The sequence below is a fragment of the Salipiger bermudensis HTCC2601 genome (assembly GCF_000153725.1).
Classification (GTDB): Bacteria; Pseudomonadota; Alphaproteobacteria; order Rhodobacterales; family Rhodobacteraceae; genus Salipiger; species Salipiger bermudensis.
In genome coordinates this window covers 2239382-2264526 of the sequence record NZ_DS022276.1, presented here as the reverse complement: position 1 = coordinate 2264526, position 25145 = coordinate 2239382, and the positions used below count along the sequence as shown (strand labels likewise).

Below are 25145 nucleotides of genomic sequence, written 5' to 3'. Positions count from 1 at the left end.
GTAGAGCCCCGAGACGGGCGTCTTCGAGATGATCGCCGAGCGGTCCGGGGTCACGTCGACGATACCGCCCCATTTGCGCAGCATCCGCATGCGGTTGAAGATCGGGAACACCTCGGTGATCGCGGCCACGGTGTGCTCGATCAGCGGCAGGCCGCCGCGCTGGCTGTAGGAGGTGTACTGGTCGGTGCCAGAGCCGATCACCAGCTCGCCCTTGTCGGACTGGCTGATATAGGCGTGCACCGCGTTCGACATCACCACGCAGGGGAAGATCGGCTTGACCGGCTCAGAGACCAGAGCCTGCAGCGGGTAGCTCTCGAGCGGCAGGCGCACGCCGGCGGTCTCCATCACCACCGAGGTGTGGCCGGCGGCGGACACCGCGACCTTCTTGGCCTTGATGAAGCCCTTGCCGGTCTCGACCCCTGCCACCGAGCCGTCGGCGTTGCGGCGGATCGCGGTGACCGGGCAGTTCTGGATGATGTCGACGCCGCGCATCGCCGCCCCACGGGCATAACCCCAAGCAACCGCGTCATGGCGCGCGGTGCCGGCGCGCTGCTGCAGCGCACCGCCCATCACCGGGTAGCGGGCATTGGGCGAGACGTTGAGCGGCGGGCAGTATTCCTTGCACTCTTCGGTGGTCAGCCAGCGGTTGTCGACGCCGTTCAGCCGGTTGGCGTGGACGTGGCGCTTGAAGCTCTGCACGTCGTGCACGTTATGCGCCAGCATCAGCACGCCACGGTTGGAATACATGACGTTGTAGTTGAGCTCCTGGCTCAGCCCCTGCCACAGGTCCACCGCGTGATCGAACAGCCGCGCGCTCTCGTCATAGAGATAGTTCGAGCGGATGATCGTGGTGTTGCGGCCGGTGTTGCCGCCGCCGAGCCAGCCCTTGTCGATCACCGCGATGTTGGTGATGCCGTGCTGGGTGGCAAGGTAGTAGGCCGCACCGAGGCCGTGACCGCCAGCGCCGACGATGATCACGTCGTACTCGTCTTTCGGCTGGCTGTCCGGCCACTGCTCGGTCCAGTTCTTGTGGCCGCTCAGGGCGTTCTTGAGGAGGGAAAAGGCGTTGAAGCGCGTCATGAGTCGGCCCCCGGCTGCAGAGATGATCGCAGTGGGGTAGCCTGAGATGCTGCCTCAAGCGTGAACGTTTGCGACAGCCGGGATGGAGATCCGCGCCAAGCGCAGGATCGATGCGTCAGCCTGCCTGCGCCTCGCGGCTCTGGCGCAGCGCCAGCGGCGTGCAGCCGAACTGGCGGCGGAACATGCGGCTCAGGTGCGAGCTGTCGCAGAAGCCGCAGTCGAGGGCGATCTGCGCCACCGACTTCTCGCTGGTCTCGATGAGGTGATGCGCCAGCGACAGGCGGATGCTGAGAAAGGCGGCCTGCGGCGAGGTATCGAGCGCGACACGGAAATGCCGCTCGAGCTGGCGCTTGCTGTGGCCGATACGCTTGGCGACCTCGGCGACGGAAAGCGGTGTGTCGATGTTCTGCTGCATCAGGAGCAGCGCCCGCAGCACGATCGGATCACGGGTCTTGAAATCCATGCTGATGCCGGGCTGCGGCTTCTCGGCCTGCAACTGGTCATCGATGATCATGATATGCAGGCTCTTGCTGGCCTGCGCCTGACCCACGTGCTTGTCGACCAGATGGGCCGCCAGATGCGCCGAGCTGGCGCCCCCGGAACAGGTGAGCCGGTCGCGGTCGACCACGAAGATCTGGTCCGAGACCGGGTTCAGCCCCTCGAACTGCGACAGGAACTCGGAATGGTGGAACCAGCTCACGCAGCAGCGGTAGCCATCCATCAGCCCGGCCTGATGCAGGAGAAACGCGCCAGAGCAGACCCCAACCAGAGGCACCCCCTGCGAGGCCGCCTCCTGCAGGAATCGGGTCTGCCCGGCGCTCAGGCTCGGAAGCTCGTCCATCAGGCCGCCGACCACGACGATGTAGTCGAAGCGCCCGGGATCTCCGAGGCGCTCCTTGGGCTGCACCGTGATGCCACTGCTCGACATCACCGCATCCATACTGTCCGACAGAACCGTCCAGTTGCACAGGATCGGGCGCGAGCGGTCGCCTTCGTCCGCCGCCAGACGCAGCACGTCGACGAAATTGGCAAAGGCGCAGAGGGTGAACTTGCGCGACAGGATGAAGCCCACCGACAGGCGGGCACTGTCCTTACGCGGCCTGAGCGCACGCGCAGAGGCGTTTCGGGCGGGGACAGAGGGGGTGCGGGCGGCTTGGTCCATGGGCACAGTCCTGCGGCGCGAAGGATTCCTGATACGGTGTCGTAGCGCTCATCCCGCATTGACGCAATCATCCTGTTTTTCGCGAGCGCTTTGCTGCAAGTCTGCCCTCTATGTTTCGCGCCCGCCTCCCAGGGCGCATCCGCAGGGCAGACGCGACGCACCCCCTTGCTCCCGCGCCGCGTCTGCCCTGCCCCCTTGGCGGCCTGCCCCGCCCTTCGCCGACCCGGGCCGCGGGTCGTCGTTTTCGGTCCGGTGAATGCCGGTCGAGCGCTAGCCACCGATGCCTGCGCATCGGACAGTTTCGACACCCCTCAAAGACAAGTGGAACGCACCATGTCTTCGTTTCCTGAACGCGCAAACGTCGTTATCGTCGGCCTCGGAGGCATCGTCGGCGCGTCTGTCGCGCACCACCTGATCGAGCGCGGCTGGACCGACATCGTCGGCATCGACAAATCCGCCATCCCGACCGATATCGGCTCGACCGGCCACGCCTCGGATTTCTGCTACGTCACCAGCCACGACCTGCTGAGCACCTACACCTCGACCTACTCGGTCGATTTCTACGAGAAGCTGGGCCATTATTCGCGCATCGGCGGTCTCGAAGTGGCCCGCGTCGGCGATGACGATCGCATGCAGGAGCTCAAGCGCCGCTGCGACTCGGGCCGCGCCTTCGGCACCCGCGTGAAGATGATCTCCGCGGCCGAGGCCAAGGAGAAGTTCCCGCTGCTCGAGGAAGACCAGATCCAGGGCGCCATGTGGGACCCGGATGCCGGCCTCGTCGTGCCGCGTTCGCAGACCGTGGCGGGCAAGCTGGTGGATGCCGGCGAGAAGGCCGGCAAGCTGCGCGCCTTCGCCAACACCCCGGCGCTCGAGCTGATCCAGGAGAACGGTCGCGTCACCGGCGTGAAGACCCACCGCGGCACCATCATGGCCGATCACGTCGTGGTCTGCGCCGGTCTCTGGGGCCGCCTGATCGCCGACATGGTGGGCGAAGACCTGCCGGTGATGCCGGTCGACCACCCGCTGACCTTCTTCGGCCCCTACGATGAGTTTGCCGGCACCGGCCTCGAGATCGGCCGTCCGCTGCTGCGCGATCAGGGCAACTCCGCCTACCTGCGCGACACCGGCGATCCCAACACCACCGAGGGCGGCCAGATCGAGTGGGGCTACTACTACGAGAAAGAGCCGCGCATGGTGCACCCGCGCGACATTCTCGAGAAGGGCCAGGCCCGCCTTGGACCGTCGATGCGCGACCTCGAGCTCGAGGACGTGATCGAGCCGCTGGAAAAGGCGATGGAACTGACCCCGATCCTGGCCGAGCTGGGCTTCAACGAGAGCCACTCGTTCAACGGCCTGCTTCAGACCACCACCGATGGCGGCCCCTCGATGGGCGAGAGCCGCAAGGTGCGCGGCCTGTGGTACGCCGTGGCGATCTGGGTCAAGGACGCGCCCGGCATGGCCAAGCTCATCGTCGACTGGATGACCGACGGACGCACCCATATCGATCACAACAGCATCGATTACGCGCGTTTCCAGGACTACCAGCTCACCGAGGACTTCATCTGGGGCCGCTGCGAAGAGACCGCCAAGAAGATCTACAACCCGCCGGTTCACCCGCGCGAGCCCTTCGCAAACGCCCGCGGCATCCGCCGCTCGCCGTTCTATGAGCGTGAGGTCGAGCTGGGTGGCTACTTCATGGAGCTCGGCGGCTGGGAGCGGGCGCATGGCTACGCCGCCAACGAGCACCTGCTCGAGAAATACGCCGACCAGGTGCCGGTGCGCGAGAACGAGTGGGACAACCGCCACTTCTGGCGCGTGTCGAACGCCGAGCAGCTCGAGATGAGCGCCGATTGCGGCATCATCAACCTGTCGCACTTCCACATGACCGACATCTCCGGTCCGGATCACGTGGCGCTGATGGAGTATCTCTGCGCCGCCAAGATCGGTGGCGACAACATGGTCGGCAAGGGCATCTACACCCATATGCTCGATGACGAGGGCAACGTGCGCGCGGACTTCACCGTGTTCCGCATGGGCGACCGCTGCCGTCTCGTGAACGGCGCCGATGCCGGACCGCGCGACCTGATGTACATGAAGCGCATGGCGCAGGATCGCGGCCTCGACGTGACCATCGAGGACGTGACCGAGAAGTTCACCACCATCGGCATCTGGGGCCCGAACGCCCGCGAGAACCTCAAGAAGGTGGTCGCGGATCCGGACGCGCTCGACATCGAGAACTTCCCCTTCGCTGCGATCAAGCCAATCGAGATCGCGGGCAAGACCGTCATGGCCTTCCGCATCTCCTATGTCGGCGAGCAGGGCTGGGAGCTTCACATGCCCTACGAGGACGGCCTCGCCGTCTGGGACGCGCTGCGCGATGCCGGCGTCATGGCGGTGGGTGTCGAGACCTATGCCAACTCGCGCCGCCTCGAGAAGTCGCTGCGCCTGCAGAACGCCGACCTGCACACGCAGTACAACCTCTACGAGGCGGATCTCGCGCGTCCGAAAGTCAAGGAAGCCGACTTCCGCGGCAAGGAGAAGCATCTCGAGTACCGCGCCCGCGACAAGCAGCCGGCGATGCTCTGCACGCTGGTCATGCATGACAACACCGACAGCCAGGGCGTGGCCCGCTACCCGGTGAACACCATGCCGGTGATGGACCCGGAGACCGGCGAGGTGCTGGTCGACAGCCTCGGCCGCCGCTCCTACACCTCCTCGCAGGCCTTCGGTCCGACCGTCGGCAAGAACATCATGCTGGCCTACCTGCCGCAGGAGTATTGCGAGGTCGGCCGCAAGCTGCAGGTGACCTATTTCGACGAGCCCTTTGAGGTCGAGGTGGCGGGCGTCGGCTACGCGCCGCTCTACGATCCCGAGAACCTCAAGCCGCGCAGCTGACGCGGCACCAGGAGGCACGACTGACCGGCGGGCTTCGGCCTGCCGGTTTTGTTTTGGGCCGGGTGCACATGGGCCGAGCCTCGTGCGCAGGCGCGGGCTCCAGGCGCGGCACGCGCCGCCCCCTCAGTGCTCTGCCAGCCAGTCCGCGAAGAGACGCGCGTTGGCCGAGGCGCGGCCGTGGATGCGCAGGTAGAACGGATGTGGCGAGGGCATCTCGTCGGGCACCAGCGGCACCAGTCGGCGGCTGCCCAGATGGCTCCCGAGCAGCCCCTCCCAGCCCAGCACCGCGCCGACGTGATCCTCCGCCGCCTGCAGCGAGATAAGGTAGTTGTTGAGGAAGAATCCCGGTCCCCGCGGCGCCGGACGGTCGAGATAGGCGAACCATTCCGGCCACTCGGTATAGGGGTTCACCCCGGACTGGGTGTGGATCAGCGGCACGTCCGAGAGATCGGCCAGCCGCGCAATGCCGTAGCTCCTGGCGAACTGCTCGGTGCCCAGCGCGAGGATGCGGTCGTGGAACAGCACCCGCGTCTCGTCATCCTCCGCCTCCGGGTCGCCGTAGTGGATCGAAAGGTCGACCCCCTGCGCCTTCTGGTCGTCCTGGATGAGCTGGGATATTGCGACGCCCGGATGTGCCTTCCAGAAGGCGGCCAGCCGCGGGGTCAGCCAAAGTCCGCTCATCGCCGTCGTCGCCGCGATCGACACGCCGGTGCGATCATGCCGGCTGCGAATACGCGTGACACTCTCCGAGATCGTTTCGAATCCCCTCTGCAACGAGACGAAGAGCAGCGCGCCGGCCTCGGTCAGCTCGACTCCTCGGTACTGACGGTTGAAAAGCGCCTGCCCCAGCTCATGTTCCAGCGCCTTGATGCGGTGGCTCACCGCCGCAGGCGTGACGTTCAACTCGGTTGAGGCCAGCTTGAAGCTCAAATTTCGGGCAGCGGCTTCGAAACAAGCAAGGTCTCCGAGGGAGGGTAGATCATAGGGCTTGGACATAAGGGCGTCGCTTTCGTGCTCCGGATGTCGCAAACAAGCGAAAACCGATCATGACATTAATTCAACTAAACCCACATGAGGATTTTGCCAATTGCCAAATTCCGGCTAGGATGGCTCTGTGCGCCGAAATAGCCCTCCCGCGACAGGAGTTTCGCCATGGCCAGCCCGACCGCCCCGCTTTCCGAACTGCTCAGCCAGCACCGTCCCGGCCATGCGCTCTCGCAGCCGTTCTACACCTCGCCCGAGATCTACGAGGCCGACCTCGAGACGATCTGGTACCGCGAGTGGCTGTTTGCCTTCCCGGCCTGCATGCTGGACAAGACCGGCGCCTATCAGCGTCTGCGCATCGGCGCCTACGACGTCATCGTGATCCGCGACGGCAAGGGCGAGATCGTCGCCTTCCACAACTCCTGCCGCCACCGCGGCTCGGTGCTCTGCTCGGCCGCACAGGGCCGCGTCGCCAAGCTCACCTGCCCCTACCACCAGTGGACCTACGACCTCGACGGCAAGCTGCTCTGGGCGCGCGACATGGGCCCCGATTTCGACCCGTCGAAGCACGGCCTGAAGCCGGTGCACTGCCGCACCAACGCCGGACTCGTCTACATCTGCCTCGCCGCCGAGGCCCCCGATTTCGAGCCCTTCGCGCAGACCGTGAGCCCCTATCTTGGCGTGCACGACCTGTCGAACGCCAAGGTGGCGTTCCAGTCGACCATCATCGAGAAGGGCAACTGGAAGCTGGTCTGGGAGAACAACCGCGAGTGCTATCACTGCGCCGGCAACCACCCCGACCTGTGCCGCACCTACCCCGAGGACCCCACCATTACCGGTGTCAGCGCCGACGGCACCTTCCCCGAGAAGGTCGAGAGCCACTTCAACCGTCTCGAGGCCGCCGGCGCGCCGTCGCGTTTCAAGGTTGACGAAGGCGGCCAGTACCGCGTCGCGCGCATGCCGCTGCTCGACGGCGCCGAGAGCTACACCGTGTCGGGCAAGATCGCGGTGCAGAAGCGCCTCGGCAACATCCCCTATCTCGACGCCGGAACGCTGCTGCTGTTCCACTACCCGACCACCTGGAACCACTTCCTGACCGATCACTCGATCACCTTCCGCGTCACCCCCATCGGGCCGCAGGAGACCGAGGTGCAGACCACCTGGCTGGTCAACAAGGACGCGGTCGAGGGCGTGGATTACGACCTCAAGAACCTGACCACGGTCTGGGAGCACACCAACGACGAGGATCGCCGCGTGGTCGAGGACAACCAGCAGGGCATCAACTCGCCCGCCTTCGAGCCTGGCCCCTACTCGAAGACCCACGAAGACGGCGTGATCCAGTTCGTGAACTGGTATCTCGGCCGCATGCGCTCTGCGCACGCCCCCGCCACCCTTGCAGCGGAGTAACTGCCCATGACCACCTCCCTCGTCGCCGCATCGGGGCACTGGACCGACGACGAGGCGCTGGAATGCGTCTCCATCCTGCCCGAGACACCGAACGTCATCACCGTGTGCTTCCAGTCGCCCTCGGGCCGGCCCTTCGACTTCAAGGCCGGTCAGTTCCTGACGCTGGAACTGCCGGTGCCCGGCGGGCCGCTCTACCGGACCTACACGATCTCGTCCTCGCCCTCGCGTCCGATGTCGCTGACCCTGACCATGAAGGCGCAGTCCGACAGCATCGGGACGCGCTGGATGATGGACAACCTCAAGCCGGGCATGACGCTGCGCGCGCTCGGCCCGGGCGGGCGTTTCACCGCGGCCGATCACCCGGCGGAAAAGTACCTGCTCATCTCCGCAGGCTCGGGCATCACCCCGATGATGTCGATGGTGACGGATTTCTACGACCGCGGCCGCACCTGCGACATCGTCTTCGTCAACTGCGCCCGCAAGCCGTCTGAGATCATCTTCCGTGAGCGGCTCGAGCACATGGCTTCGCGCATCGAGGGGCTCGACCTGCGCTGGGTCGTGGCCGAGCGTGACAAGTACAAGCCGTGGACCGGCTACCAGGGCCAGTTCAACCAGCTCATGCTGGGTCTGATGGCGCCGGACTACCTCGAGCGCGAGGTGTTCTGCTGCGGACCCGAAGGCTTCATGACCGCGGTGCGCGAAGCGCTGGCAGGCCTCGGCTTCGACATGGAGCATTACCACCAGGAGAGCTTCCAGGCGCCCGGCACCCCCGGCCCCGAACTGGTCGAAGCGCCGCTGCCGGAAGACGATCTGCCGGAAGAGGACGTGCAGGCCGAGATCCTCTTCGACATCTCCGGCGTCAGCGCCTCCTGCCCCGAGACCGACACCGTGCTCGCCGCGGCGCGCGGGGCCGGCGTGGCGATCCCGTCGGGCTGCACCTTCGGGGTCTGCGGCACCTGCAAGGTCAAGAAGCTCGAGGGCGAGGTGCACATGGTGCACAATGGCGGCATCACCGAGGAAGAGATCGAGGAAGGCTACATCCTCGCCTGCTGCTCTAACCCACGCGGCAAGGTCACCGTCGAGCTCTGATCTCGCTCATCTGAGACACGCGTGGCGCGGTCACTCCGCGCCGCGCATCAGCACCCCCACCGGCGGCTGATCCTCCGCCCGCCCCTGCCCGGCCTGCGCCTTGCGGTATTCCGCCGGGGTCACGCCCCGCTCGGCCTTGAGGGTGCGCGACAGGTGCGGCCCGTCGCAGAAGCCGCAGGCCAGCGCCACCTCGGTGATCGAGGCCTCCGAACCCCTCAGCCGCTGCAACGCCCGCTCCAGCCGCAGGTCGAGATAAACCTTGAGCGGCGTCTGTCCCAGATCCGCGAGGAAGCGCCGCTCGAGCGTGCGCCGCCCGACGCCAAGCTCGCGCGACAGATCTTCGACGGTTTTCGGATGCTCGAGGTTCTGCTGCATCCTGAGCACCGCACGCTTCACCAGCGCATCGCCGGCGCGCCGCGCCGTGGCCTGGCCGGGCTGCGGGCGCTCGCCACTCATCGCTTCCTCGATCATCATGATGTTGAGGCTCTTGATCGCGGCGTTCTGCCCGACATGGCGCTGCACGAGGAAGGCCGCGAGATGCGCCGCCCCGTGCCCGCCGGAGCAGGTCAGCCGGTCGCGGTCGACCACGAAGATCTGGTCCGAGATCGGCGTCTCGGCCTCGAACTGGTCGAGAAAGTCCTGGTGGTGGAACCAGCTCACACAGCAGCGGTAGCCCTTGAGCAGACCAAGCCTTTGCAGGATGAAGACGCCGGTGCACAGCCCGACCAGAGGCACCCCGGCCGCGGCCTGCCGCTGCAGGAAGGCCTGCGCCTCGCCCCCCAGTGCGGCGCTGTCGCCGATCAGCCCGCCCACCACGACGACATAATCGTAGCGCCCGGCATGGCGCAGGCGCTTTTCCGGCTGCACCCGCACGCCACAGGAGGAGCGCACCGCCTCGAGACTGTCCGACAACACCACCCAGTCGCAGAGGATGGGGCGCGAGTGGTCGGCCTCGTCGGCGGCAAGGCGGAGCACATCGACGAAGTTGGCGAAGGCCGAGAGGGTGAAGCGGTCGGCCAGAACGAACGCAACGCTCAGACGCTTGGCAGGGATCTTGGAGGGGCTGGCCATGTCGGCATCCTTCAAAGCGGATGGCGCAAATCTACAGGATCGGAAGGTGCCGGGCAATGCGCCTCGGTGGCAGCTTTTGGACGCCGCCGCGCCAGAGCCCGCCCGCGAAATGGCGATCCCCCCTTCCGAGCCTCTCGATTTATCCCTGCCAAGTCGAAAGACCTCGCTCCTGCAGACCCGACTTCCCAAAATCGCCACCCCGTCGAGGCAGGCAGGCGATGGCGCGGCGGCCTTCGGCCTTTGTTCCGTACCGAGCAGGACTCAAACAATGCGACGCACCGGAGACACGAGACCCGGCCCGATGCCCGCCCATAATTAAGGCACCCAATCTCCACGTCCGGAGCGAAAAAATCCGTCCCCAAATCACCCGAATCCCAGCCCTGCAAGGCCACACAAGCTCTTGTGCCCGGAACCGTTGCACAACTGCATATTGACGCACCTTGGGCCGCATGATCTAGATATAGGTGCTTCAGGTGCTCGGCGGAATCATCCGCCGGCAAGAGGGAAGCCGGTGAAAAGCCGGCACTGCCCCCGCAACTGTAAGCGGCGCGCGAGGCCGATCATGCCACTGGGGCTGCCACCCCGGGAAGGCCGGTCAAGCGGGACCCGCCGCGAGTCAGGAGACCTGCCGGAAGCAACAGGATTTGACCACGAACGGAGGGTTCGGGGCGTGTCACAGGACCGGAGCGGCACAGGCCGCGCCGTCCGGTCGCGTCCCTGCCCGCCAGCCACAAAGAGGACGCCGCCCATGTCGATCATCGTCTATTCCAAGCCCGCCTGCGTGCAGTGCACCGCCACCACCCGTGCGCTCGACGCCCGTGGCCTGCCCTATGACGTGGTGGACCTGACCGAAGATGCCGAGGCGATGGCCCGCGTGACCGAGCTCGGCTACCGCCAGGCACCCGTGGTGATCGCCGGTGAGGACCACTGGTCGGGCTTCCGCCCCGACATGATCGGCGCGCTCGCCTCCTGAGCCATGCCGGGGATCGTCTACTTCTCCTCGGCCAGCGGCAACACCGCGCGCTTCGTGGACGGGCTCGGGATGCTGGCCAGCCGCATCCCGGTCTCGCCCAAGGCGGTGCTGGGACGCATTCCCGAGGAGTTCGTGCTGATCTGCCCCACCTATGCCGACGGTGAAGGCCGCGGCGCGGTGCCAAAGCAGGTCATCCGCTTCCTGAACGATCCCGACCACCGCCGCCGCCTGCGCGGCGTCATCGGCGGCGGCAACCGGAACTTCGGGGCCACCTATGGCCTCGCCGCCGATGTCATCGCCAAGAAATGCTCCGTGCCCCTGCTCTACAAGTTCGAGCTCGCTGGCACGCTCACCGACATTGCCCGCGTCAAAGACGGGCTGCACGCCTTCTGGGGGACCGAATGCTTGACCGCATGAGCGAGACGCTCGATTACCACGCGCTGAACGCGATGCTGAACCTCTACGATGACGAGGGCCACATCCGCTTTGACGCCGACCGCATGGCCGCGCGGCAGTACTTCCTGCAGCACGTCAACCAGAACACGGTGTTCTTCCACTCGCTCGACGAGAAGCTCGATTACCTCGTCGAGGAGGGCTACTACGAGGCCGAGGTGCTCGAGGCCTATCCGCGCGCCTTCCTGCAGCAGATCTGGGACGCTGCCTTCAAGAAGAAGTTCCGCTTCCCGACCTTCCTCGGCGCGTTCAAGTACTACACCTCCTACACGCTCAAGACCCGCGACGGGAAACGCTTCCTCGAGCGCTACGAGGACCGTGTCGTGATGGTGGCGCTGGCGCTGGCGCGCGGCGATCAGGACCTTGCCATGTCGTTCATGGAAGAGATCCTGTCGGGCCGCTTCCAGCCGGCCACGCCCACGTTCCTCAACGCCGGCAAGAAGAGCCGCGGCGAGCTGATCTCGTGCTTCCTGCTCCGGCTCGAGGACAACATGGAAAGCATCGGCCGAGGCATCAACTCGGCGCTGCAGCTTTCGAAGCGCGGCGGCGGCGTCGCCCTGATGCTGACCAACATCCGCGAGCACGGCGCCCCGATCAAGGGCATCGAGAACCAGTCCTCGGGGGTGATCCCGATCATGAAGCTGCTCGAAGACAGCTTCTCCTACGCCAACCAGCTCGGGGCCCGTCAGGGCGCGGGGGCGGTCTATCTCAACGCCCACCACCCCGACATCCTGCGCTTCCTCGACACCAAGCGCGAGAATGCCGACGAGAAGATCCGCATCAAGACGCTGTCCCTCGGCGTGGTGATCCCCGACGTGACCTTCGAGCTCGCCAAGCGCAACGAGCCGATGTACCTGTTCTCGCCGCATGACGTAGAGAAGATCTACGGCGTGCCGTTCTCGGAGATCTCGGTCACCGAGAAATACGACGAGATGGTCGAGGACAAGCGCATCCGCAAGACCAAGATCAACGCCCGCTCGTTCTTCCAGACGCTGGCCGAGATCCAGTTCGAAAGCGGCTATCCCTACATCATGTTCGAAGACACGGTGAACCGGATGAACCCGATCGACGGGCGCATCACCATGTCGAACCTGTGCTCGGAGATCCTGCAGGTCAACGAGGCCTCGGAATACAACGAGGACCTGAGCTATGCCCGCATGGGCACCGACATCTCGTGCAACCTCGGCTCGCTCAACATCGCCAAGTCCATGGATGGCCGCGATCTTGGCGCCACCGTCGAGGCGGCGATCCGGGCGCTGACCGCGGTGTCGGAAATGTCGGCCATCGACTCGGTACCGTCGATCCGCAAGGGCAACGACGAGAGCCACGCCATCGGCCTCGGCCAGATGAACCTGCACGGTTTCCTCGCCCGCGAGCACATCCATTACGGCAGCCCGGAGGGGGTCGAATTCACCTCGGTCTATTTCGCCACCGTGGCCTACCACGCCATCCGCGCCTCCTGCGCGCTGGCCAAGGAGCGTGGCGAGAGCTTCAAGGGCTTCGCGGCGTCGGACTATGCCTCGGGCGTGTTCTTCGACAAGTACACCGAGCGCGACTGGCTGCCCGAGAGCGACCGCGTGGCGGAGCTTTTCGACGGCATCGCCCTGCCCTCGCGCGCCGACTGGGCCGCGCTGAAGGCGGACGTGATGGAGCACGGGCTCTACAACCGCAACCTTCAGGCGGTGCCGCCCACCGGCTCGATCAGCTACATCAACAACTCGACCTCTTCGATCCACCCGATCGTGTCGAAGATCGAGATCCGCAAGGAAGGCAAGATCGGCCGCGTCTACTATCCGGCGGCGTTCATGAACAACGACAACCTCGAGTACTACCGCGACGCCTACGAGATCGGCCCCGAGGCGCTGATCGAGACCTATGCCGCCGCCACCGAGCATGTCGACCAGGGCCTGTCGCTGACCCTGTTCTTCCCCGCTGAGGCCACCACGCGCGACATCAACCGCGCCCAGATCCTTGCCTGGAAGAAGGGCATCAAGACGATCTACTACGTGCGCCTGCGCCAGACCGCGCTGGAAGGCACCGAGGTCGAGGGCTGCGTGTCCTGCACGCTCTGAGCCCCTCCCGAAACGCTTAGGAAGAGATCCGCCATGAAGGACAATGCCCCCGCCTCCGCCCGCGCCGTGCCCCGCGCGATCAACTGGAACCGCCTGCAGGACGAGAAGGACCTCGAGGTCTGGAATCGCCTGACGGTGAATTTCTGGCTCCCCGAGAAGGTGCCGCTGTCGAACGACGTGCAGAGCTGGGCCACGCTGACCGAGGAGGAGCGCCAGCTCACCATCCGCGTGTTCACCGGCCTGACCCTGCTCGACACGATCCAGAACTCGGTCGGCGCGCCGGCGATGATGCCTGACTGCCTCACGCCGCACGAGGAATCGGTGCTGACCAACATCGCCTTCATGGAGGCGGTGCACGCGCGCAGCTACTCGTCGATCTTCTCGACGCTGTGCTCGACCCGCGAGGTCGACGAGGCATTCCGCTGGTCGGACGAGAACCCGCACCTGCAGGCCAAGGCCCGCGCCGTGCTCGAGACCTATGCCCCCGAAGCCGACCCGCTGAAGCGCAAGATCGCCAGCGTGTTCCTCGAGAGCTTCCTGTTCTATTCCGGCTTCTACCTGCCGATGTACTGGTCGAGCCGCGCCAAGCTGACCAACACCGCCGACCTGATCCGCCTGATCATCCGCGACGAGGCCGTGCATGGCTATTACATTGGCTACAAGTTCCAGCGCGGTCTGGAGTTGGAAAGCCCCGAACGCCGGCAGGAACTGAAGGACTACGCCTTCGGCCTGCTCTTCGAGCTCTATGACATCGAGGCGCGCTACACCGAGGAGCTCTATGACGGCATAGGGCTGACCGAAGAGGTCAAGGCCTTCCTGCATTACAACGCCAACAAGGCGCTGCAGAACCTCGGCTTCGAGGCGCTGTTTCCCCCAGAGGCGGCCGAGGTCAACCCGGCGATCCTCGCGGCCCTCAGTCCCGACAGCGAGAACCACGATTTCTTCTCCGGCTCGGGCTCGAGCTACGTCATCGGCCGCGCCGTCGCGACCGAGGACGACGACTGGGATTTCTGAGCCCGCCGTCTCGCAAAGACTGTCGCAGGCGGACACCAACGTGCCGCCTGTGACTGCGCCCAAGGCGCCTCGGCCTGCCGGATTCGCAGGCCCGCCGGACCCGGCCCCCTCTCCCCGCCCTCCCCCTTCGCGAAAGCAATTCGTTGACGCACACGCCTTGCGTGTTGATGCTTGACGCAGGGGAAGGCGCCAACGCCTCTCCTTCATGCGCCCCTGTGGCGGCACCGCTTGCGGGAGAGGAGCCGGGATGAAGGACTGCGATCTGATCATGAAAGGCGGGATCACCTCCGGGGTGGTCTATCCCTATGCCATCACCGCGCTGGCGCGCAGCTACCGCCTGCGCAGCATCGGCGGATCTTCGGCCGGAGCCATCGCCGCGGCCCTCGCCGCAGCCGCCGAATACCGGCGTCAGTCGTCGCCCCAGAAGGACGACATGGGCGGCTTCGACGAGATCGAGAAGATCGCCGGCGAACTGGCCGAGGACCTCGGCAAGCTGCTGCAGCCGGCGCCCCCCTTCGCCGGGCTGTTCAAGCTCCTGCTCGCAGCGGTCTCGGACCCGGCGGGAGGCCGCTCGAAGATCAGGGGCCTGCTGTCCGCCGCCACCGGCCTCTGGAAGCGCCCGATCTTGCTCGGGGCCGGCACCGCGCTGGCAGGGCTGATCGCGGCGGCGGTGCTGTGCGATCTCGGCTGGCTGTTCTTCGGGGCGCTCTTCGGTCTGGTTTTGACGGTCGGCCTCATCGCGCTCGACCTGCGCCGGCTGGTTGTGAGGGATCTGCCCGCCAACCGCTTCGGCCTGCTGCCCGGCACCACGCAGCCCGGTGGCGAGGGCCCGGGCCTGACCGACTGGCTGGCCGACAAGATCGACATCGTGGCGGGCAATCTTGGCGCCGACGGCAAACCGGGGCCCCCGCTGACCGTCGGCGCGCTGGACGAGCGCAATATCGAGCTTGCCGCGATGACCACCGATCTGACCTCGAAACGGCCCTTCCAGTTGCCGCTGCGCTCGGGCCATCACTTCTTCTCGGCCCAAGAGTTCGAGGCGCTGTTTCCGCCGCGCATCATGGCCTATCTCATTGGCGAGGCGACGCCGTTCGACGCCAGTGCCGCCGGCGGCCCCACCGATCTCTATCCGATGCGCATCGAGGAGGATTTCCCGCTTCTGCTCGTCGCGCGCTTGTCGCTGAGCTTTCCCGGGCTGATTCAGGCCGTGCCGCTGTGGCGCAAGGACTACGAACTCAAGACGCCGGCAGGAGAGAACGGGCTTTGGTGCCGCTGCCTGTTCTCCGATGGCGGCATCTCGTCGAACCTGCCGATCCACCTCTTCGACGCATGGCTGCCGCGCCGCCCGACCTTCGCGATCTCGCTCGCCTCGTGGGATCCGAAACGCCATGGCAGGGAGCGGGTGCACCTGCCCAGGCAATCCGGGCAGAGCACGGATCTGCCGACCCAGGAGTTGGGCGGCCTCGGCGCCTTCCTGTCGTCTGTCCTCAACACCGCGAAGGACTGGCAGGACACGCTGCAGACCGCGCTGCCCGGCTTTGCCGAGCGCACCGTCGAGATCCGCCTCGACGAAGCCAAGGAAGGCGGATTGAACCTCTCGATGAGCAAGGACACGATCGAGAGCCTGATCGGGCTGGGCCGTCAGGCCGGGCGGATGTTGGTTGACGAGTTCGACTTCGAGGAGAACCGCTGGCGCCGCGCCATGTCGCTGATGGGAGAGATCGAGAGCAATCTCGAAGGCTTCGCCCGCGCCTATCGCGAGGCACCCGTCGGCACCGATGCCATGCCCTACGAGACGCTGTTGACCGAGTACGACCAGGCCACAATCAAGAATGCCTCGAAAAGGTGGCGGCGCGAGGTGCTCGCCCCGTTTGCCGACAGGCTCGCCGAGATCGGCGAAGAGGTCGCTACAGCGCGCGCGGCCGGGGAAAAGAAGACCGTGCAGGAGGGCCCGCGACCGGGGCAGGATGCCTCGCTGCGGCTGCTGGCGGATGCCGACCGCCGGCCGAAGTCTCGCTCGGGCGCGGCCAAGGAGGGCTCCGCATGATCTTCTTCGATCATGCCGACCGGGAGCGCGACGCGCCCGAGTGGTTCGCCTCGCGCGAGGTCGAGGAGGCGCTCCGCCAGATCGACACTTTCCTGTCGCTGGGAGCACGTGAGCGTGCCCAGACCGACCCGCCGCCGGTCTGGAAGCTCCCCGTGGGTCGGGATGTGCTGGACGCGCTGGAGCATCGTTCGATGGGGCTCTGTGCCTTTTGCGAGCAACGCGCCCGCCTCGGGGCCTGGCGGTTTCGCCCGCCGGCCCATGCCATGCCGATGGCCGCCCCAGATGAGCGGATCGCCTATCTCTGGCGCAGCTTCGAGTGGCCGAATTTCTTCCCGATCTGTCGTGACTGCACCCCCTCGCCGCAAACCTATTTCCCGGTCGACGGTCCTCGCGAGGGCCCTCCGCCCCGTCCCGCGCCCGACAAGAGCAGCTCGACCGGCAGCTTCTGGCGGCTTCCGCTCTCTGGCGATGTGCACCAGACCATCATCGGGCCCGGGCAGGCACCGGGTCGCTCGCCCGACGAAGAAGCTATCCTCTATCACCCGGGCGAATCCGCACAGCCCGCCAGCGCCTTCCGCGCGACCCTCGATGGCGCGCTGATCCCCCTCAACCGCCGCGCCCGGGAGACGGTGAAGACCTACCGCCTCGACCGCGCGGAACTCGTCGCCGCCCGGAGCCGGGTCGCGCGCGAGCTGCTACTTCGTCTTGAAAAAACGCCGGACCGGGCGAGCGAGTCCCTTCATCGGCTGACCGGGTTGCGGACCGATGAAGCCCACCCAATTCCCGAGGGCCTGCAGTTCCCCGGCTTCGCCTATCTCGTCTTCAGGCAATTGCTTGCGGACGCGCTCGGGCGCATGGGGCTCGAGCGCCCGCTCTCGCTCTCCCAGATCATGCGCAGCACGCTCTCTCTCGAACGCGACGTCGATTTCCCCCGCGCCCTGACCGAGTCGCTCGCGGCGTTCCAGGCCGAGGATGAGGGCACTGCCGGCACCGGAGAACAGGCCCCCGAGGCACCGCAGCCGGCGCCTCCCCCCGACGACACCGCCGCCCGGCGCGCCCATCCACGCATCGCTCAGATCGCACTGCGCGATTTCAAGTCGCTCGAGGCCATCGACCTGAAGCTGCCCGCAGCACTCGATACCGAGAGCGACGAGATCCTCACAGAGACCAGCATGGAGCCGCCCTCGGCCCCCTGCCTCCTGATCCTGGGCGAGAATGCCACCGGCAAGAGCTCGATCCTCGAAGGCGTGGCGCTCGCCTGCCTCGACGCCCCGGCCCGCGCCGCGCTGGCCGAGAGCGTGGGCCTGAGCCCCCGCCGCCTCACGCTCGATCCGCGCTACATGGGCGCCCCGGAGCAAGAACCGCGAGACCGTGCCAGCGTCGAGATCGTCTTTCATCCCGAAGAGCCCGATGAGACCGGTCGCCACCTCGCCCTCACCGCGCGGCGCGACGCCCGCGGCGGTGTCTTCGACGAACGCGACGACCTGCCCGGTCCGCGCCCTTTCGTTTTCGCCTACGGCCCCAACCGCATCTATGGCAGCGAGACACTCGACACGCCCTGGCGCCACTACGACACGCTCTTCGAATCCGGCCGCCGGCTGTCGAACCCGGAAGCCTGGCTGGTCGAGCTGGCGCAACGCGACGACGGCGCCCTCGACATGGTCGTGGCAGCGCTGCGCCACATCATCCAGATCGACGGGCGCTTCGAGACCATCGACATTGCCCCGGACCCGCTCGAAGGCGACGCGCTTTGCGCCTGGATCCACCTCACCCGCAACGGGCCGGAGGGCCGCAAGAGCAGCGTGCGCCAGCGCCTTGCCTTCGCCTCCTCGGGCTACCGGGCGGTGCTGGCGCTGGTCTGCGACGTGCTGCAGGGGCTGATGGCGGACGGCGCCTCGGTCTACGAGGCGCGGACCTCGAACGCCCTTGTCCTGATCGACGAGATCGAGGCGCATCTGCACCCGCGCTGGAAGCTCCAGATCATCTCGGGCCTGCGCCGCGCCCTGCCCCGGGCCACGTTCCTGCTCACCTCGCATGACCCGCTCTGCGTGCGTGGCATGCGACCGGGCGAGGTTCTGATGCTGAACCGTCACCTGCGTGATCCCGATGCCGTAGACGATGGCCCCTCCGAGATGGAGGTGGTGGAGCGGGTTTCGGATTTCGGCGCTTTCGAGCGGCTGACCATCGAGCAGCTGCTGACCTCGGACATGTTCCAGCTGGTGTCCGTCGATGATCCCCGCGCCGAGCGACGCTACGCTGAGGTCGCCCGGTTGCTTGGGCAACAGGCGAAGGCCGAGGCTTCCGGGAACCCGGATGCCGGCCTCACCGCCATCGAACGCGACCAGCTGCGCGCCTTTCACGAAGAGGTCGCCGAGGGCATGCCCGCCGGTGTGAGCGAGGTCACCACGCTGGTGCAGAAGGCGGTCGCCGATTTCCTCCGGGATCGCCGCACGCTGGACGCGACCGCCCGCCGCGAGCGCCGGGAGGCGGTCGAGCAGGAGATCCGCTCGTTTCTCGAGGAGCTGTTGCGATGAGGTTCGTCGACCGCAAGGCCGTGGCCGAGCCCGAGATCCTGCAGGCCCCCTTCACCCGAGGCAGGAAGAAGGGCCTGTCCGAGCTTGACGACGTCACCGATTTCATGGCGCGCAAGGCGGCTGGTGAGGCGACCGGATCCTACACCTTCCTGCGCTACAAGGAAGATGCGGTCACCGAGGCGCTCGAGGCGCTGTTCTTCCGCAAGTGCGCCTATTGCGAAAGCGCCTATGACATCGTCCAGCCGGTCGACGTGGAGCACTACCGCCCCAAGGGCGCGGTCGACGGCGCCGAGGGCCATGACGGCTACTGGTGGCTGGCGATGGACTGGCGCAACCTGCTGCCCTCCTGCATCGACTGCAACCGACGCCGCGGCCAGCGCATCGCGGGCCCGGCCGGCGCGACCGACGTCAATGCCGGCAAGCAGACGCTGTTTCCCCTGCGCGACCCGACGAGGCGGTGGGCAGACAGCGCCGCACAGGGCGAGGACGACGGCTCGGGCGAAGGCCGTCTGCTGCTCGACCCGACCCGCGACGACCCGGCCCTGCACCTCGCGTTCGATGTCGATCTCGCCGCCCCTCTGGGGCTGATCTACGCGCGCCCGGATCCCGACCGGCCCGATCCCGGGCGGACGGATGCCGCCGGAGCGCTGCCGGCCCTGGAGGAGACCGGCCCGATGGTGCGTGCCGCCGCCGAGGCCGGGCTGAGCCCGATGGGAGCGGTCTCGATTCAGGTCTACGGGCTCAACCGCACCGGGCTGGTGCAGGCCCGCACGCGGGTGATGCGCGACATGGCCTTCCTGCACCGGCTGGTGGTATCGCTGGGCGAGCTGGCAATGGACCTCCGCGAGCGGGCCGAGGAAACGACGCGCCCCGCCTCAGACCGAGACTTCGACCGCCGCGTCGCCGTCAAGCTCGACGCCCTTCGGGCCGACGCCAAGGAACAGATGCGGCTCAAGACCGCGCCTGACGCACCCTACTCCGAAGCCGCCCGCGCCTGGGCCAGAGCCACGCTGGCCGAGCTGAAGTCGGACCCCGCCCAACCCGCGCCGCCAGCAGGGCGCTAGGCGGCGGCGGACCGGCATTGATGCCGTCATGGTTACGGCAAACCGTTCCTCTGAGCTGCATTTGCCCTCTTCAGGCCGGCGACGACCGCCTCCAGGAGGGCGGGACTCGCCTGATGGCTGTCGAGCCATACTCTGGGGGTTTCGGACAGAACCGGATCCAATTCGGCCAGCTTCCCAAGGGCCGCCGCGGCGGCTCGTCCATGAGAAAGCTCGTTATGGGCGATGGCGAGCATGGCCTGACCGAAGGACCAGCCGTCAAGGGATGCCCTTTGGGCCGCGCTCAGCATGTCGTCCCATTCCTGCTTGATCAGGTGGTCCGCGGCCAGCACATGGAAATAGAAAGGTGGGGGAGACACGGACAGCTCGATCGCTTGCTGCATGAGCGGGACCGCCAGATCGTAGCGACCGTGGATGTGATAGCGGATGCCCAGATTGGCGACGGCTGCGGGATCGTTCGGGTTCACCTCAACGGCCCGGCGCGCATAGTCTATCGACCGGTCCATATCGCCGGAATATTGCTCGATATGCGACATTGCCTGCAAGGCATCGGTATCGTCCGGATCCAGGTCGAGCGCCCTCAGCGCAGCCTCGCGCGCGTGGTCGAAGCCGGCCTCCCGCGTGCGCGCGGTATCATGGCCGAACCTGGTGGCATCGTTGCGCAGATAGGCCAGCATGGCCCACGCCCGTACGTAGTCGGGATCCTTGCGTACGGTTTCCTCCAGGCAATCCCGCGCGGCTTGGTATTCCTCCGTGCGATAGGTCCGACGATAGATCTGGGCCCGGGCGACGCAGGCGAAGCCCTGGACGCTCGGATCGCTTCGCGCAACCTTCAGACCGTCCCGGTGATCCTGCATGGCCAGACCGTATTGCTGACCGACGACCGAGGCGATCCGGGATGAAATCTCATCCTCGATCTCCGTGAGGCTCCGGCCCTCGGCCCCCTCGGCATAGCGCTCGCTCCAGAGGATCTGCTGATCTGCCTGGCGGATCAATTCGGCGCGCACGAAGAGATCATCCGCTTCGCGCCAGACAGAGCCTGCGACAAGAAATTCCACCTGGCGTGATATCGCCTCGATTGAAGGCGCCCCTGCGCCCGGGGAGCCCTGAGCGGAGGCCCTGAAGATCCGCAGGTCCGGGAAGCGGATCAGAGCCGCGGCGACCGCATGAGTCAGCCCCTGAGCGAGAAGTGTTGCCAGTTCATCGACACTGCCCAGTTCAAAGTCCTCGACCAGGATCGTCACACCCCGGGAAGGCATGGCCAGCGTCGCCCCCTCACCCTGCTTCTCGGGACGGGTCGCCCAGACCAGCGCACCGACGAGAAGAGCGATGACGGTCACTGTCAGCGCGGCACGCCAGAAGACTGTCCGGGATCGCCATCCGCCGTAGGCTGGTTCGGGGGCCGTCGCCTGCCCGGGGATGCCGGTGTCGACCGTTTCCTGCGGGACGTCCCGGCCCGGCTCCTCGCCTATCATAGGAGAGAAAACCGGAACATAGCCCCCTTTCGGGACAGCAATCAGGATCGGGTCGTCCCGACCTGCGCCGGCATAGTAATTGTCCAGATCCCGGCGAAGCTTGCGGGCTTCTAGCCGGACGACGGGATCGGACTGCTGATCAAAATCGGGCCCCCGGTCGAATACCGCCATAGCGATGGTGGTCGCCTTGATCTGCGAAGGCCGGCCCGCAAGTGCCTCTTCGACGATATACCTCAGCAGGTCACGGCGCCGATCGCTGGCCTGGAATTCGGGGTAAGCGAGGATGCGGTCAAGCTGCCGACGAATGTCGACGTCATCAAGACAGGGCTGATCGTTGACGTCCGGATAGGCCATTGAACGAAAGGTGATGAGTCGCAGACTGATCCAAAGTTAGCACGGGATCACGGATGGTTGATAGCCTGACCGAGAAGCGCGCTCCCAAGTTGCAACATGTTCCAACGTGCACGTCGGACGCTTGATCAGCTAGGATTCCCCAAGGAGGGGGCACATGGCTGACGCATATCTGCAGACGTTGATCTCACGATTTCCGCGCCTCGAGCTCAGCATCACCAGGCTTTATCGAAACGATCCGGAGTTCAGGGCCATCTGCGAAGAGATGGAAGAGGCCGACGCTGCGCGTGCCCGGTGGTGCGACCTGCCCGAACGCGCGGACGAGTACGAGGCGATCTTCGACCGACTTCAGGACGAATTACTCGAACACCTCACACGAAAGACGCGGGCAGAATTCCTGCGACCGCTGCAAAAAGGGTTGAAAGACAATGGCCGGAATTCTTGACGGGATCAAAGTGATCGAGGTCGCCTCGATGGCGGCCGCGCCGAACGCGACCGTGATCCTCGCCGACCTCGGTGCGGAGGTCATCAAGATCGAGCCGCTCAGCGGCGATCCGTGGCGGTTCGGACACATGACCCCGGGCCTGCCACCCAGCTAGGCGGGCCGAACGACTTTCATCCAGAACCGCACCAAGAAACCGAAGCCACTTCAACTCTCATTTTGGAGAAAGCCATGAAGAACTGCACACTGACCGGTCTGCTCTGCACGACCATGGCCATTTCGCCCACTGTCATCCTCGCGCACGAAGACAATCACGCGGTCATTCCCGCCGGCGTCGTCGGCGAGATCGAGACCACCATGATCAAGATGCGGTTCGACAATGTCGTGATCCGGGGCGCGCAGATCTTCAACGGCTGCGACGACGGGGTGACGGAGGCCGACGTACTGGTCAGCGGCCAGCTGATCTCGGAGATTGGGCCGGACATCGCGACGCCGGAGGGCGCGTTCGAGATCGACGCCGAGGGCTACACGCTCATCCCCGGCCTGATCGACAACCACTGGCATGGCGTCTTCGCCGAGGCGACCATCGGGCAATTGGCGCTCACCGGCGAGGGCTACTGGAACCTGCTGGCGGCGCGCGCGTCGAACAACGCATTGGCGCGCGGTTTCACGACCCTGCGCGACACTGCCGGGCCGATGTTCGACATCGCCCGGGCGACGGACGAGGGGCTGATCGACGGGCCGCGGGTCTTTCCTTCCGGCCCGGCGCTGTCGATCACGGCGGGCCATCAGGATTTCCGCCAAACCACCGACGTGCCGCAGGCGGCGGGCGACCTGCACAGCTTCGAGCGCGGCAACATGTTCTACATCACCGATGGCGTGCCGGACGTGCTTAAGCGCACCCGCGAGAACCTGATGCAGGGCGCGACGCAGATCAAGCTGATGGCCGGCGGGGGCGTCACCTCGGCCTACGACCCAATCCATACCGTGCAATTCACCGACGAGGAATTCCGCGCTGCCGTGGAGGCGACCGAGGCCTGGGGCACCTATGTCACGACCCATGCGATCAACGATGATGCCGTCCGCCATTCCATCGAGAACGGCGCGCGGAGCGTCGAGCATGCGCATATGTCGACGCGCGAGACCTTGCAGATGTTCAAGGACAACGATGTCTGGCTCAGCATGCAGCCCTTCCTCGACGATGAGGACGCGCCCGCTCTGAACGACTTCCAGAAGGCGAAGTACAAGTTCGTCACCGACGGCACGGATTTCGTCTACCGCACCGCCAAGGAGCTGGGCCTCAAGATCGCCTTCGGCACCGACACGCTTTTCAGTGCCGATCTCGCCGAACGGCAGGGTGCGGTGCTGGCAAAGCTGGAACGCTGGTTCACGCCCTACGAGACGCTGAAGATGGCGACCTGCGACAATGCAGAATTGTTGAAGATGTCGGACCTCGTGACGCCCTATCCCCTCGGCCCGCTCGGCGTGATCGAAGAAGGCGCCTATGCCGACATGATCCTCGTCGACGGCAATCCGCTGGAGGATCTCCAGCTGATCAGCGACCCGAAGGAAAACTTCGGCATGATCATGAAGGACGGCGTGATCTACAAATTCGATATGGAGTGAGCATTCCAATGCGCGGATTTCTGATATCGACATCCCTTTTCCTCACGGCTTCTGTCCTCACGGCTTCGGTCGCGGGGGCCCAGGACGACGGAGACGACACGCAGATCCTGTTCGAGAACGTCCGGGTATTCGACGGGGTCGGGTCGGAGCTGAGCGAGGCGACCAACGTCCTGGTCACCGGCAACCTGATCGGCGCCATCGGCCCCGACGTGACGGCCGCCGGCGACGCGACGCTCATCGCCGGCGAAGGCCGGACGCTGATGCCCGGCCTTTCGGATTGCCACTGGCACTTGCTTCAGATCGCGGTCTCCAATCCGGACCTGTATTTCTCCGATCCCTACAAGAACATCATCAAGGTTGCGCTCAAGACAGAGCACACCTTGATGCAGGGCATCACCACCGTGCGCGACATGGGCGGCAACCTCTTCGCCATCAAGGATCTGATCGACGAGGGGAGCATCGTCGGACCTCGCGTTCTGCCGTCGGGCGCCAATATCTCGATGACCTCCGGCCATGGCGAAGTGCGCTTGCCCAACATGCTGCCGCGCCCCGAAGGCCGCGCCCTCATCGATCTGGAGATCGCCGGACACACGTTCATCGTCGACGGTGTGCCCGCGGTCCTGAGGCGTGTGCGCGAAAACCTGATGCGCGGGGCGTCGCAGATCAAGGCCCATGCCGGCGGCGGTGTCGCCTCGCAAACGGACCCCCTGGATGGCGCACAATTCAGCCCCGAAGAACTCAGTGCGGCTGTCGAGGAAGCCAAGAGGTGGAATACCTACGTCGCTGTTCACGCCTATTCCGCGAAGGCCGTCAAGCACGCCCTGGAGGCCGGCGTCACCAGCATCGAGCACGGCCAGATGATCGACGAAGAAGCGGCGCAGATGATCGCCGAGAACGAGGCCTGGGTCTGCATGCAGCCGTTCCTCGATGACGAGGACCGGATCCCGCTCGACAGCGAATTCAGCAACTACAAGTACGACCTGATGCTCGCGGGCGTCGACACCGCCTACACGCTCGCCGCCGAATACGACCTCAAGGTCGGCTTCGGCACCGACATGCAGCAGAACCCTGCCATGATTGATCGCTGGGGCGCGCAGCTGGTGAAGCTCACGAACTGGTACACGCCCGTTGAAGCGCTGCAGATGGCGACAAGCGTCAATCAGGAGTTCTTCCGTCTGTCGGGCCCGCGGCACCCCTATCAGGAAGGTCCGCTCGGCGTGGTGCAGGAAGGCGCCTATGCCGACCTGCTGCTCGTCGATGGCAATCCCCTGGAAGACATCGAGATCGTTGCCGATCCGGGTGCGAACTTCAGGATCATCATGAAAGACGGCGTGATCTACAAGAACACGCTCGAGTGACGTGGCGCGCCGCCCGCAATCCTTCGGTGGCGCAATGGCAATGGTGGCCGG

At 65.9% G+C, this 25145-nt stretch carries 19 protein-coding genes and 1 riboswitch; of the genes, 14 read left to right on the top strand and 5 right to left on the bottom strand.

The features are described 5' to 3' along the window. Positions 1-1080, bottom strand: a 1080-nt coding sequence (locus R2601_RS26965; RefSeq protein WP_007797898.1) for a sarcosine oxidase subunit beta family protein, incomplete at its 3' end; no start/stop codon positions are given. 115 nt (positions 1081-1195) lie between these two features. After that, on the bottom strand, positions 1196-2242 hold the full coding sequence (locus tag R2601_RS10825; protein WP_040544607.1) for a GlxA family transcriptional regulator: 1047 nt from the start codon (positions 2240-2242) through the stop codon (positions 1196-1198). A gap of 333 nt (positions 2243-2575) precedes the next feature. Between R2601_RS10825 and R2601_RS10820 the strand changes: the two genes are divergently transcribed. Further along, positions 2576-5137, top strand: coding sequence for a GcvT family protein (locus R2601_RS10820; protein WP_007797893.1), 2562 nt, complete (start codon positions 2576-2578; stop codon positions 5135-5137). Between the two features lie 123 nt (positions 5138-5260). Here the strand turns inward: R2601_RS10820 and R2601_RS10815 are convergent, their stop codons facing one another. Continuing rightward, positions 5261-6133 (bottom strand): LysR family transcriptional regulator, encoded by an 873-nt coding sequence (locus tag R2601_RS10815; RefSeq protein ID WP_007797890.1) that lies wholly within the window; start codon positions 6131-6133, stop codon positions 5261-5263. Positions 6134-6289: 156 nt separating this feature from the next. Here R2601_RS10815 and R2601_RS10810 point away from each other — a divergent pair, with 156 nt between their 5' ends. Continuing rightward, on the top strand, positions 6290-7528 hold the full coding sequence (locus R2601_RS10810) for an aromatic ring-hydroxylating oxygenase subunit alpha (RefSeq protein WP_007797887.1): 1239 nt from the start codon (positions 6290-6292) through the stop codon (positions 7526-7528). 6 nt (positions 7529-7534) lie between these two features. Next, positions 7535-8617 (top strand): FAD-binding oxidoreductase, encoded by a 1083-nt coding sequence (locus tag R2601_RS10805; protein ID WP_007797884.1) that lies wholly within the window; start codon positions 7535-7537, stop codon positions 8615-8617. A 30-nt stretch (positions 8618-8647) separates the two neighbouring features. Here the strand turns inward: R2601_RS10805 and R2601_RS10800 are convergent, their stop codons facing one another. After that, a complete protein-coding gene (locus R2601_RS10800; RefSeq protein ID WP_007797881.1) occupies positions 8648-9688 on the bottom strand; it encodes a GlxA family transcriptional regulator in 1041 nt (346 codons plus the stop codon). 454 nt (positions 9689-10142) lie between these two features. Then, positions 10143-10335, top strand: a riboswitch (cobalamin riboswitch). A gap of 101 nt (positions 10336-10436) precedes the next feature. Between R2601_RS10800 and nrdH the strand changes: the two genes are divergently transcribed. The 7 genes from nrdH (at position 10437) to R2601_RS10765 (ending at position 19845) form a co-directional block, all read left to right on the top strand. Beyond that, a complete protein-coding gene (gene nrdH / locus R2601_RS10795) occupies positions 10437-10661 on the top strand; it encodes a glutaredoxin-like protein NrdH (RefSeq protein ID WP_007797878.1) in 225 nt (74 codons plus the stop codon). A 3-nt stretch (positions 10662-10664) separates the two neighbouring features. After that, positions 10665-11078 carry a class Ib ribonucleoside-diphosphate reductase assembly flavoprotein NrdI gene (nrdI, locus tag R2601_RS10790; protein WP_007797876.1) on the top strand — a complete coding sequence of 138 codons (414 nt, stop codon included), beginning with the start codon at positions 10665-10667 and terminating at the stop codon, positions 11076-11078. Then, a complete protein-coding gene (nrdE, locus tag R2601_RS10785) occupies positions 11063-13186 on the top strand; it encodes a class 1b ribonucleoside-diphosphate reductase subunit alpha (protein WP_007797873.1) in 2124 nt (707 codons plus the stop codon). Before nrdI ends, nrdE begins: the two co-directional genes overlap by 16 nt. 33 nt (positions 13187-13219) lie before the next feature. Continuing rightward, the gene (gene nrdF / locus R2601_RS10780; protein ID WP_007797871.1) at positions 13220-14200 is read left to right on the top strand and encodes a class 1b ribonucleoside-diphosphate reductase subunit beta; all 981 of its coding nucleotides are present in this window, start codon (positions 13220-13222) and stop codon (positions 14198-14200) included. A 247-nt stretch (positions 14201-14447) separates the two neighbouring features. Next, complete coding sequence (locus tag R2601_RS10775) at positions 14448-16247, top strand: patatin-like phospholipase family protein (protein ID WP_007797869.1); 1800 nt, start codon at positions 14448-14450, stop codon at positions 16245-16247. Further along, positions 16244-18781 (top strand): AAA family ATPase, encoded by a 2538-nt coding sequence (locus R2601_RS25480; RefSeq protein WP_007797866.1) that lies wholly within the window; start codon positions 16244-16246, stop codon positions 18779-18781. The genes R2601_RS10775 and R2601_RS25480 overlap by 4 nt, the downstream gene beginning before the upstream one ends. After that, positions 18778-19845 (top strand): HNH endonuclease family protein, encoded by a 1068-nt coding sequence (locus tag R2601_RS10765; protein ID WP_007797863.1) that lies wholly within the window; start codon positions 18778-18780, stop codon positions 19843-19845. Before R2601_RS25480 ends, R2601_RS10765 begins: the two co-directional genes overlap by 4 nt. A gap of 32 nt (positions 19846-19877) precedes the next feature. On the opposite strand, the gene R2601_RS10760 is transcribed toward R2601_RS10765, so the two are convergent. After that, complete coding sequence (locus R2601_RS10760) at positions 19878-21671, bottom strand: tetratricopeptide repeat protein (protein WP_007797861.1); 1794 nt, start codon at positions 21669-21671, stop codon at positions 19878-19880. Between the two features lie 154 nt (positions 21672-21825). Between R2601_RS10760 and R2601_RS10755 the strand changes: the two genes are divergently transcribed. The 4 genes from R2601_RS10755 to R2601_RS10745 all read left to right on the top strand — a co-directional run bounded on the left by R2601_RS10755 (position 21826) and on the right by R2601_RS10745 (position 25094). Further along, entirely contained in the window at positions 21826-22113 is a 288-nt protein-coding gene (locus R2601_RS10755) for a hypothetical protein (protein ID WP_007797859.1), read from the top strand. Next, positions 22097-22267, top strand: a complete 171-nt coding sequence (locus tag R2601_RS25865; protein ID WP_007797857.1) for a CoA transferase — start codon at positions 22097-22099, stop codon at positions 22265-22267. Before R2601_RS10755 ends, R2601_RS25865 begins: the two co-directional genes overlap by 17 nt. A gap of 74 nt (positions 22268-22341) precedes the next feature. After that, positions 22342-23736: a metal-dependent hydrolase family protein gene (locus R2601_RS10750; RefSeq protein ID WP_007797854.1), complete on the top strand. Its 1395-nt coding sequence runs from the start codon at positions 22342-22344 to the stop codon at positions 23734-23736. Positions 23737-23744: 8 nt separating this feature from the next. Further along, positions 23745-25094: a metal-dependent hydrolase family protein gene (locus R2601_RS10745; RefSeq protein WP_007797852.1), complete on the top strand. Its 1350-nt coding sequence runs from the start codon at positions 23745-23747 to the stop codon at positions 25092-25094. Positions 25095-25145 lie beyond the last annotated feature (51 nt).

Coding starts and splice junctions, on each gene's coding strand:
- nrdF (WP_007797871.1), top strand. CDS start 13,220: ATGAAGGACAATGCCCCCGCCTCCGCCCGCGCCGTGCCCCGCGCGATC.
- R2601_RS10800 (WP_007797881.1), bottom strand. CDS start 9,688: ATGGCCAGCCCCTCCAAGATCCCTGCCAAGCGTCTGAGCGTTGCGTTC.
- nrdI (WP_007797876.1), top strand. CDS start 10,665: ATGCCGGGGATCGTCTACTTCTCCTCGGCCAGCGGCAACACCGCGCGC.
- R2601_RS10750 (WP_007797854.1), top strand. CDS start 22,342: ATGAAGAACTGCACACTGACCGGTCTGCTCTGCACGACCATGGCCATT.
- R2601_RS10765 (WP_007797863.1), top strand. CDS start 18,778: ATGAGGTTCGTCGACCGCAAGGCCGTGGCCGAGCCCGAGATCCTGCAG.
- R2601_RS10755 (WP_007797859.1), top strand. CDS start 21,826: ATGGCTGACGCATATCTGCAGACGTTGATCTCACGATTTCCGCGCCTC.
- R2601_RS10805 (WP_007797884.1), top strand. CDS start 7,535: ATGACCACCTCCCTCGTCGCCGCATCGGGGCACTGGACCGACGACGAG.
- nrdH (WP_007797878.1), top strand. CDS start 10,437: ATGTCGATCATCGTCTATTCCAAGCCCGCCTGCGTGCAGTGCACCGCC.
- R2601_RS10825 (WP_040544607.1), bottom strand. CDS start 2,242: ATGGACCAAGCCGCCCGCACCCCCTCTGTCCCCGCCCGAAACGCCTCT.
- nrdE (WP_007797873.1), top strand. CDS start 11,063: ATGCTTGACCGCATGAGCGAGACGCTCGATTACCACGCGCTGAACGCG.
- R2601_RS10760 (WP_007797861.1), bottom strand. CDS start 21,671: ATGGCCTATCCGGACGTCAACGATCAGCCCTGTCTTGATGACGTCGAC.
- R2601_RS25865 (WP_007797857.1), top strand. CDS start 22,097: ATGGCCGGAATTCTTGACGGGATCAAAGTGATCGAGGTCGCCTCGATG.
- R2601_RS10745 (WP_007797852.1), top strand. CDS start 23,745: ATGCGCGGATTTCTGATATCGACATCCCTTTTCCTCACGGCTTCTGTC.
- R2601_RS25480 (WP_007797866.1), top strand. CDS start 16,244: ATGATCTTCTTCGATCATGCCGACCGGGAGCGCGACGCGCCCGAGTGG.
- R2601_RS10820 (WP_007797893.1), top strand. CDS start 2,576: ATGTCTTCGTTTCCTGAACGCGCAAACGTCGTTATCGTCGGCCTCGGA.
- R2601_RS10815 (WP_007797890.1), bottom strand. CDS start 6,133: ATGTCCAAGCCCTATGATCTACCCTCCCTCGGAGACCTTGCTTGTTTC.
- R2601_RS10810 (WP_007797887.1), top strand. CDS start 6,290: ATGGCCAGCCCGACCGCCCCGCTTTCCGAACTGCTCAGCCAGCACCGT.
- R2601_RS10775 (WP_007797869.1), top strand. CDS start 14,448: ATGAAGGACTGCGATCTGATCATGAAAGGCGGGATCACCTCCGGGGTG.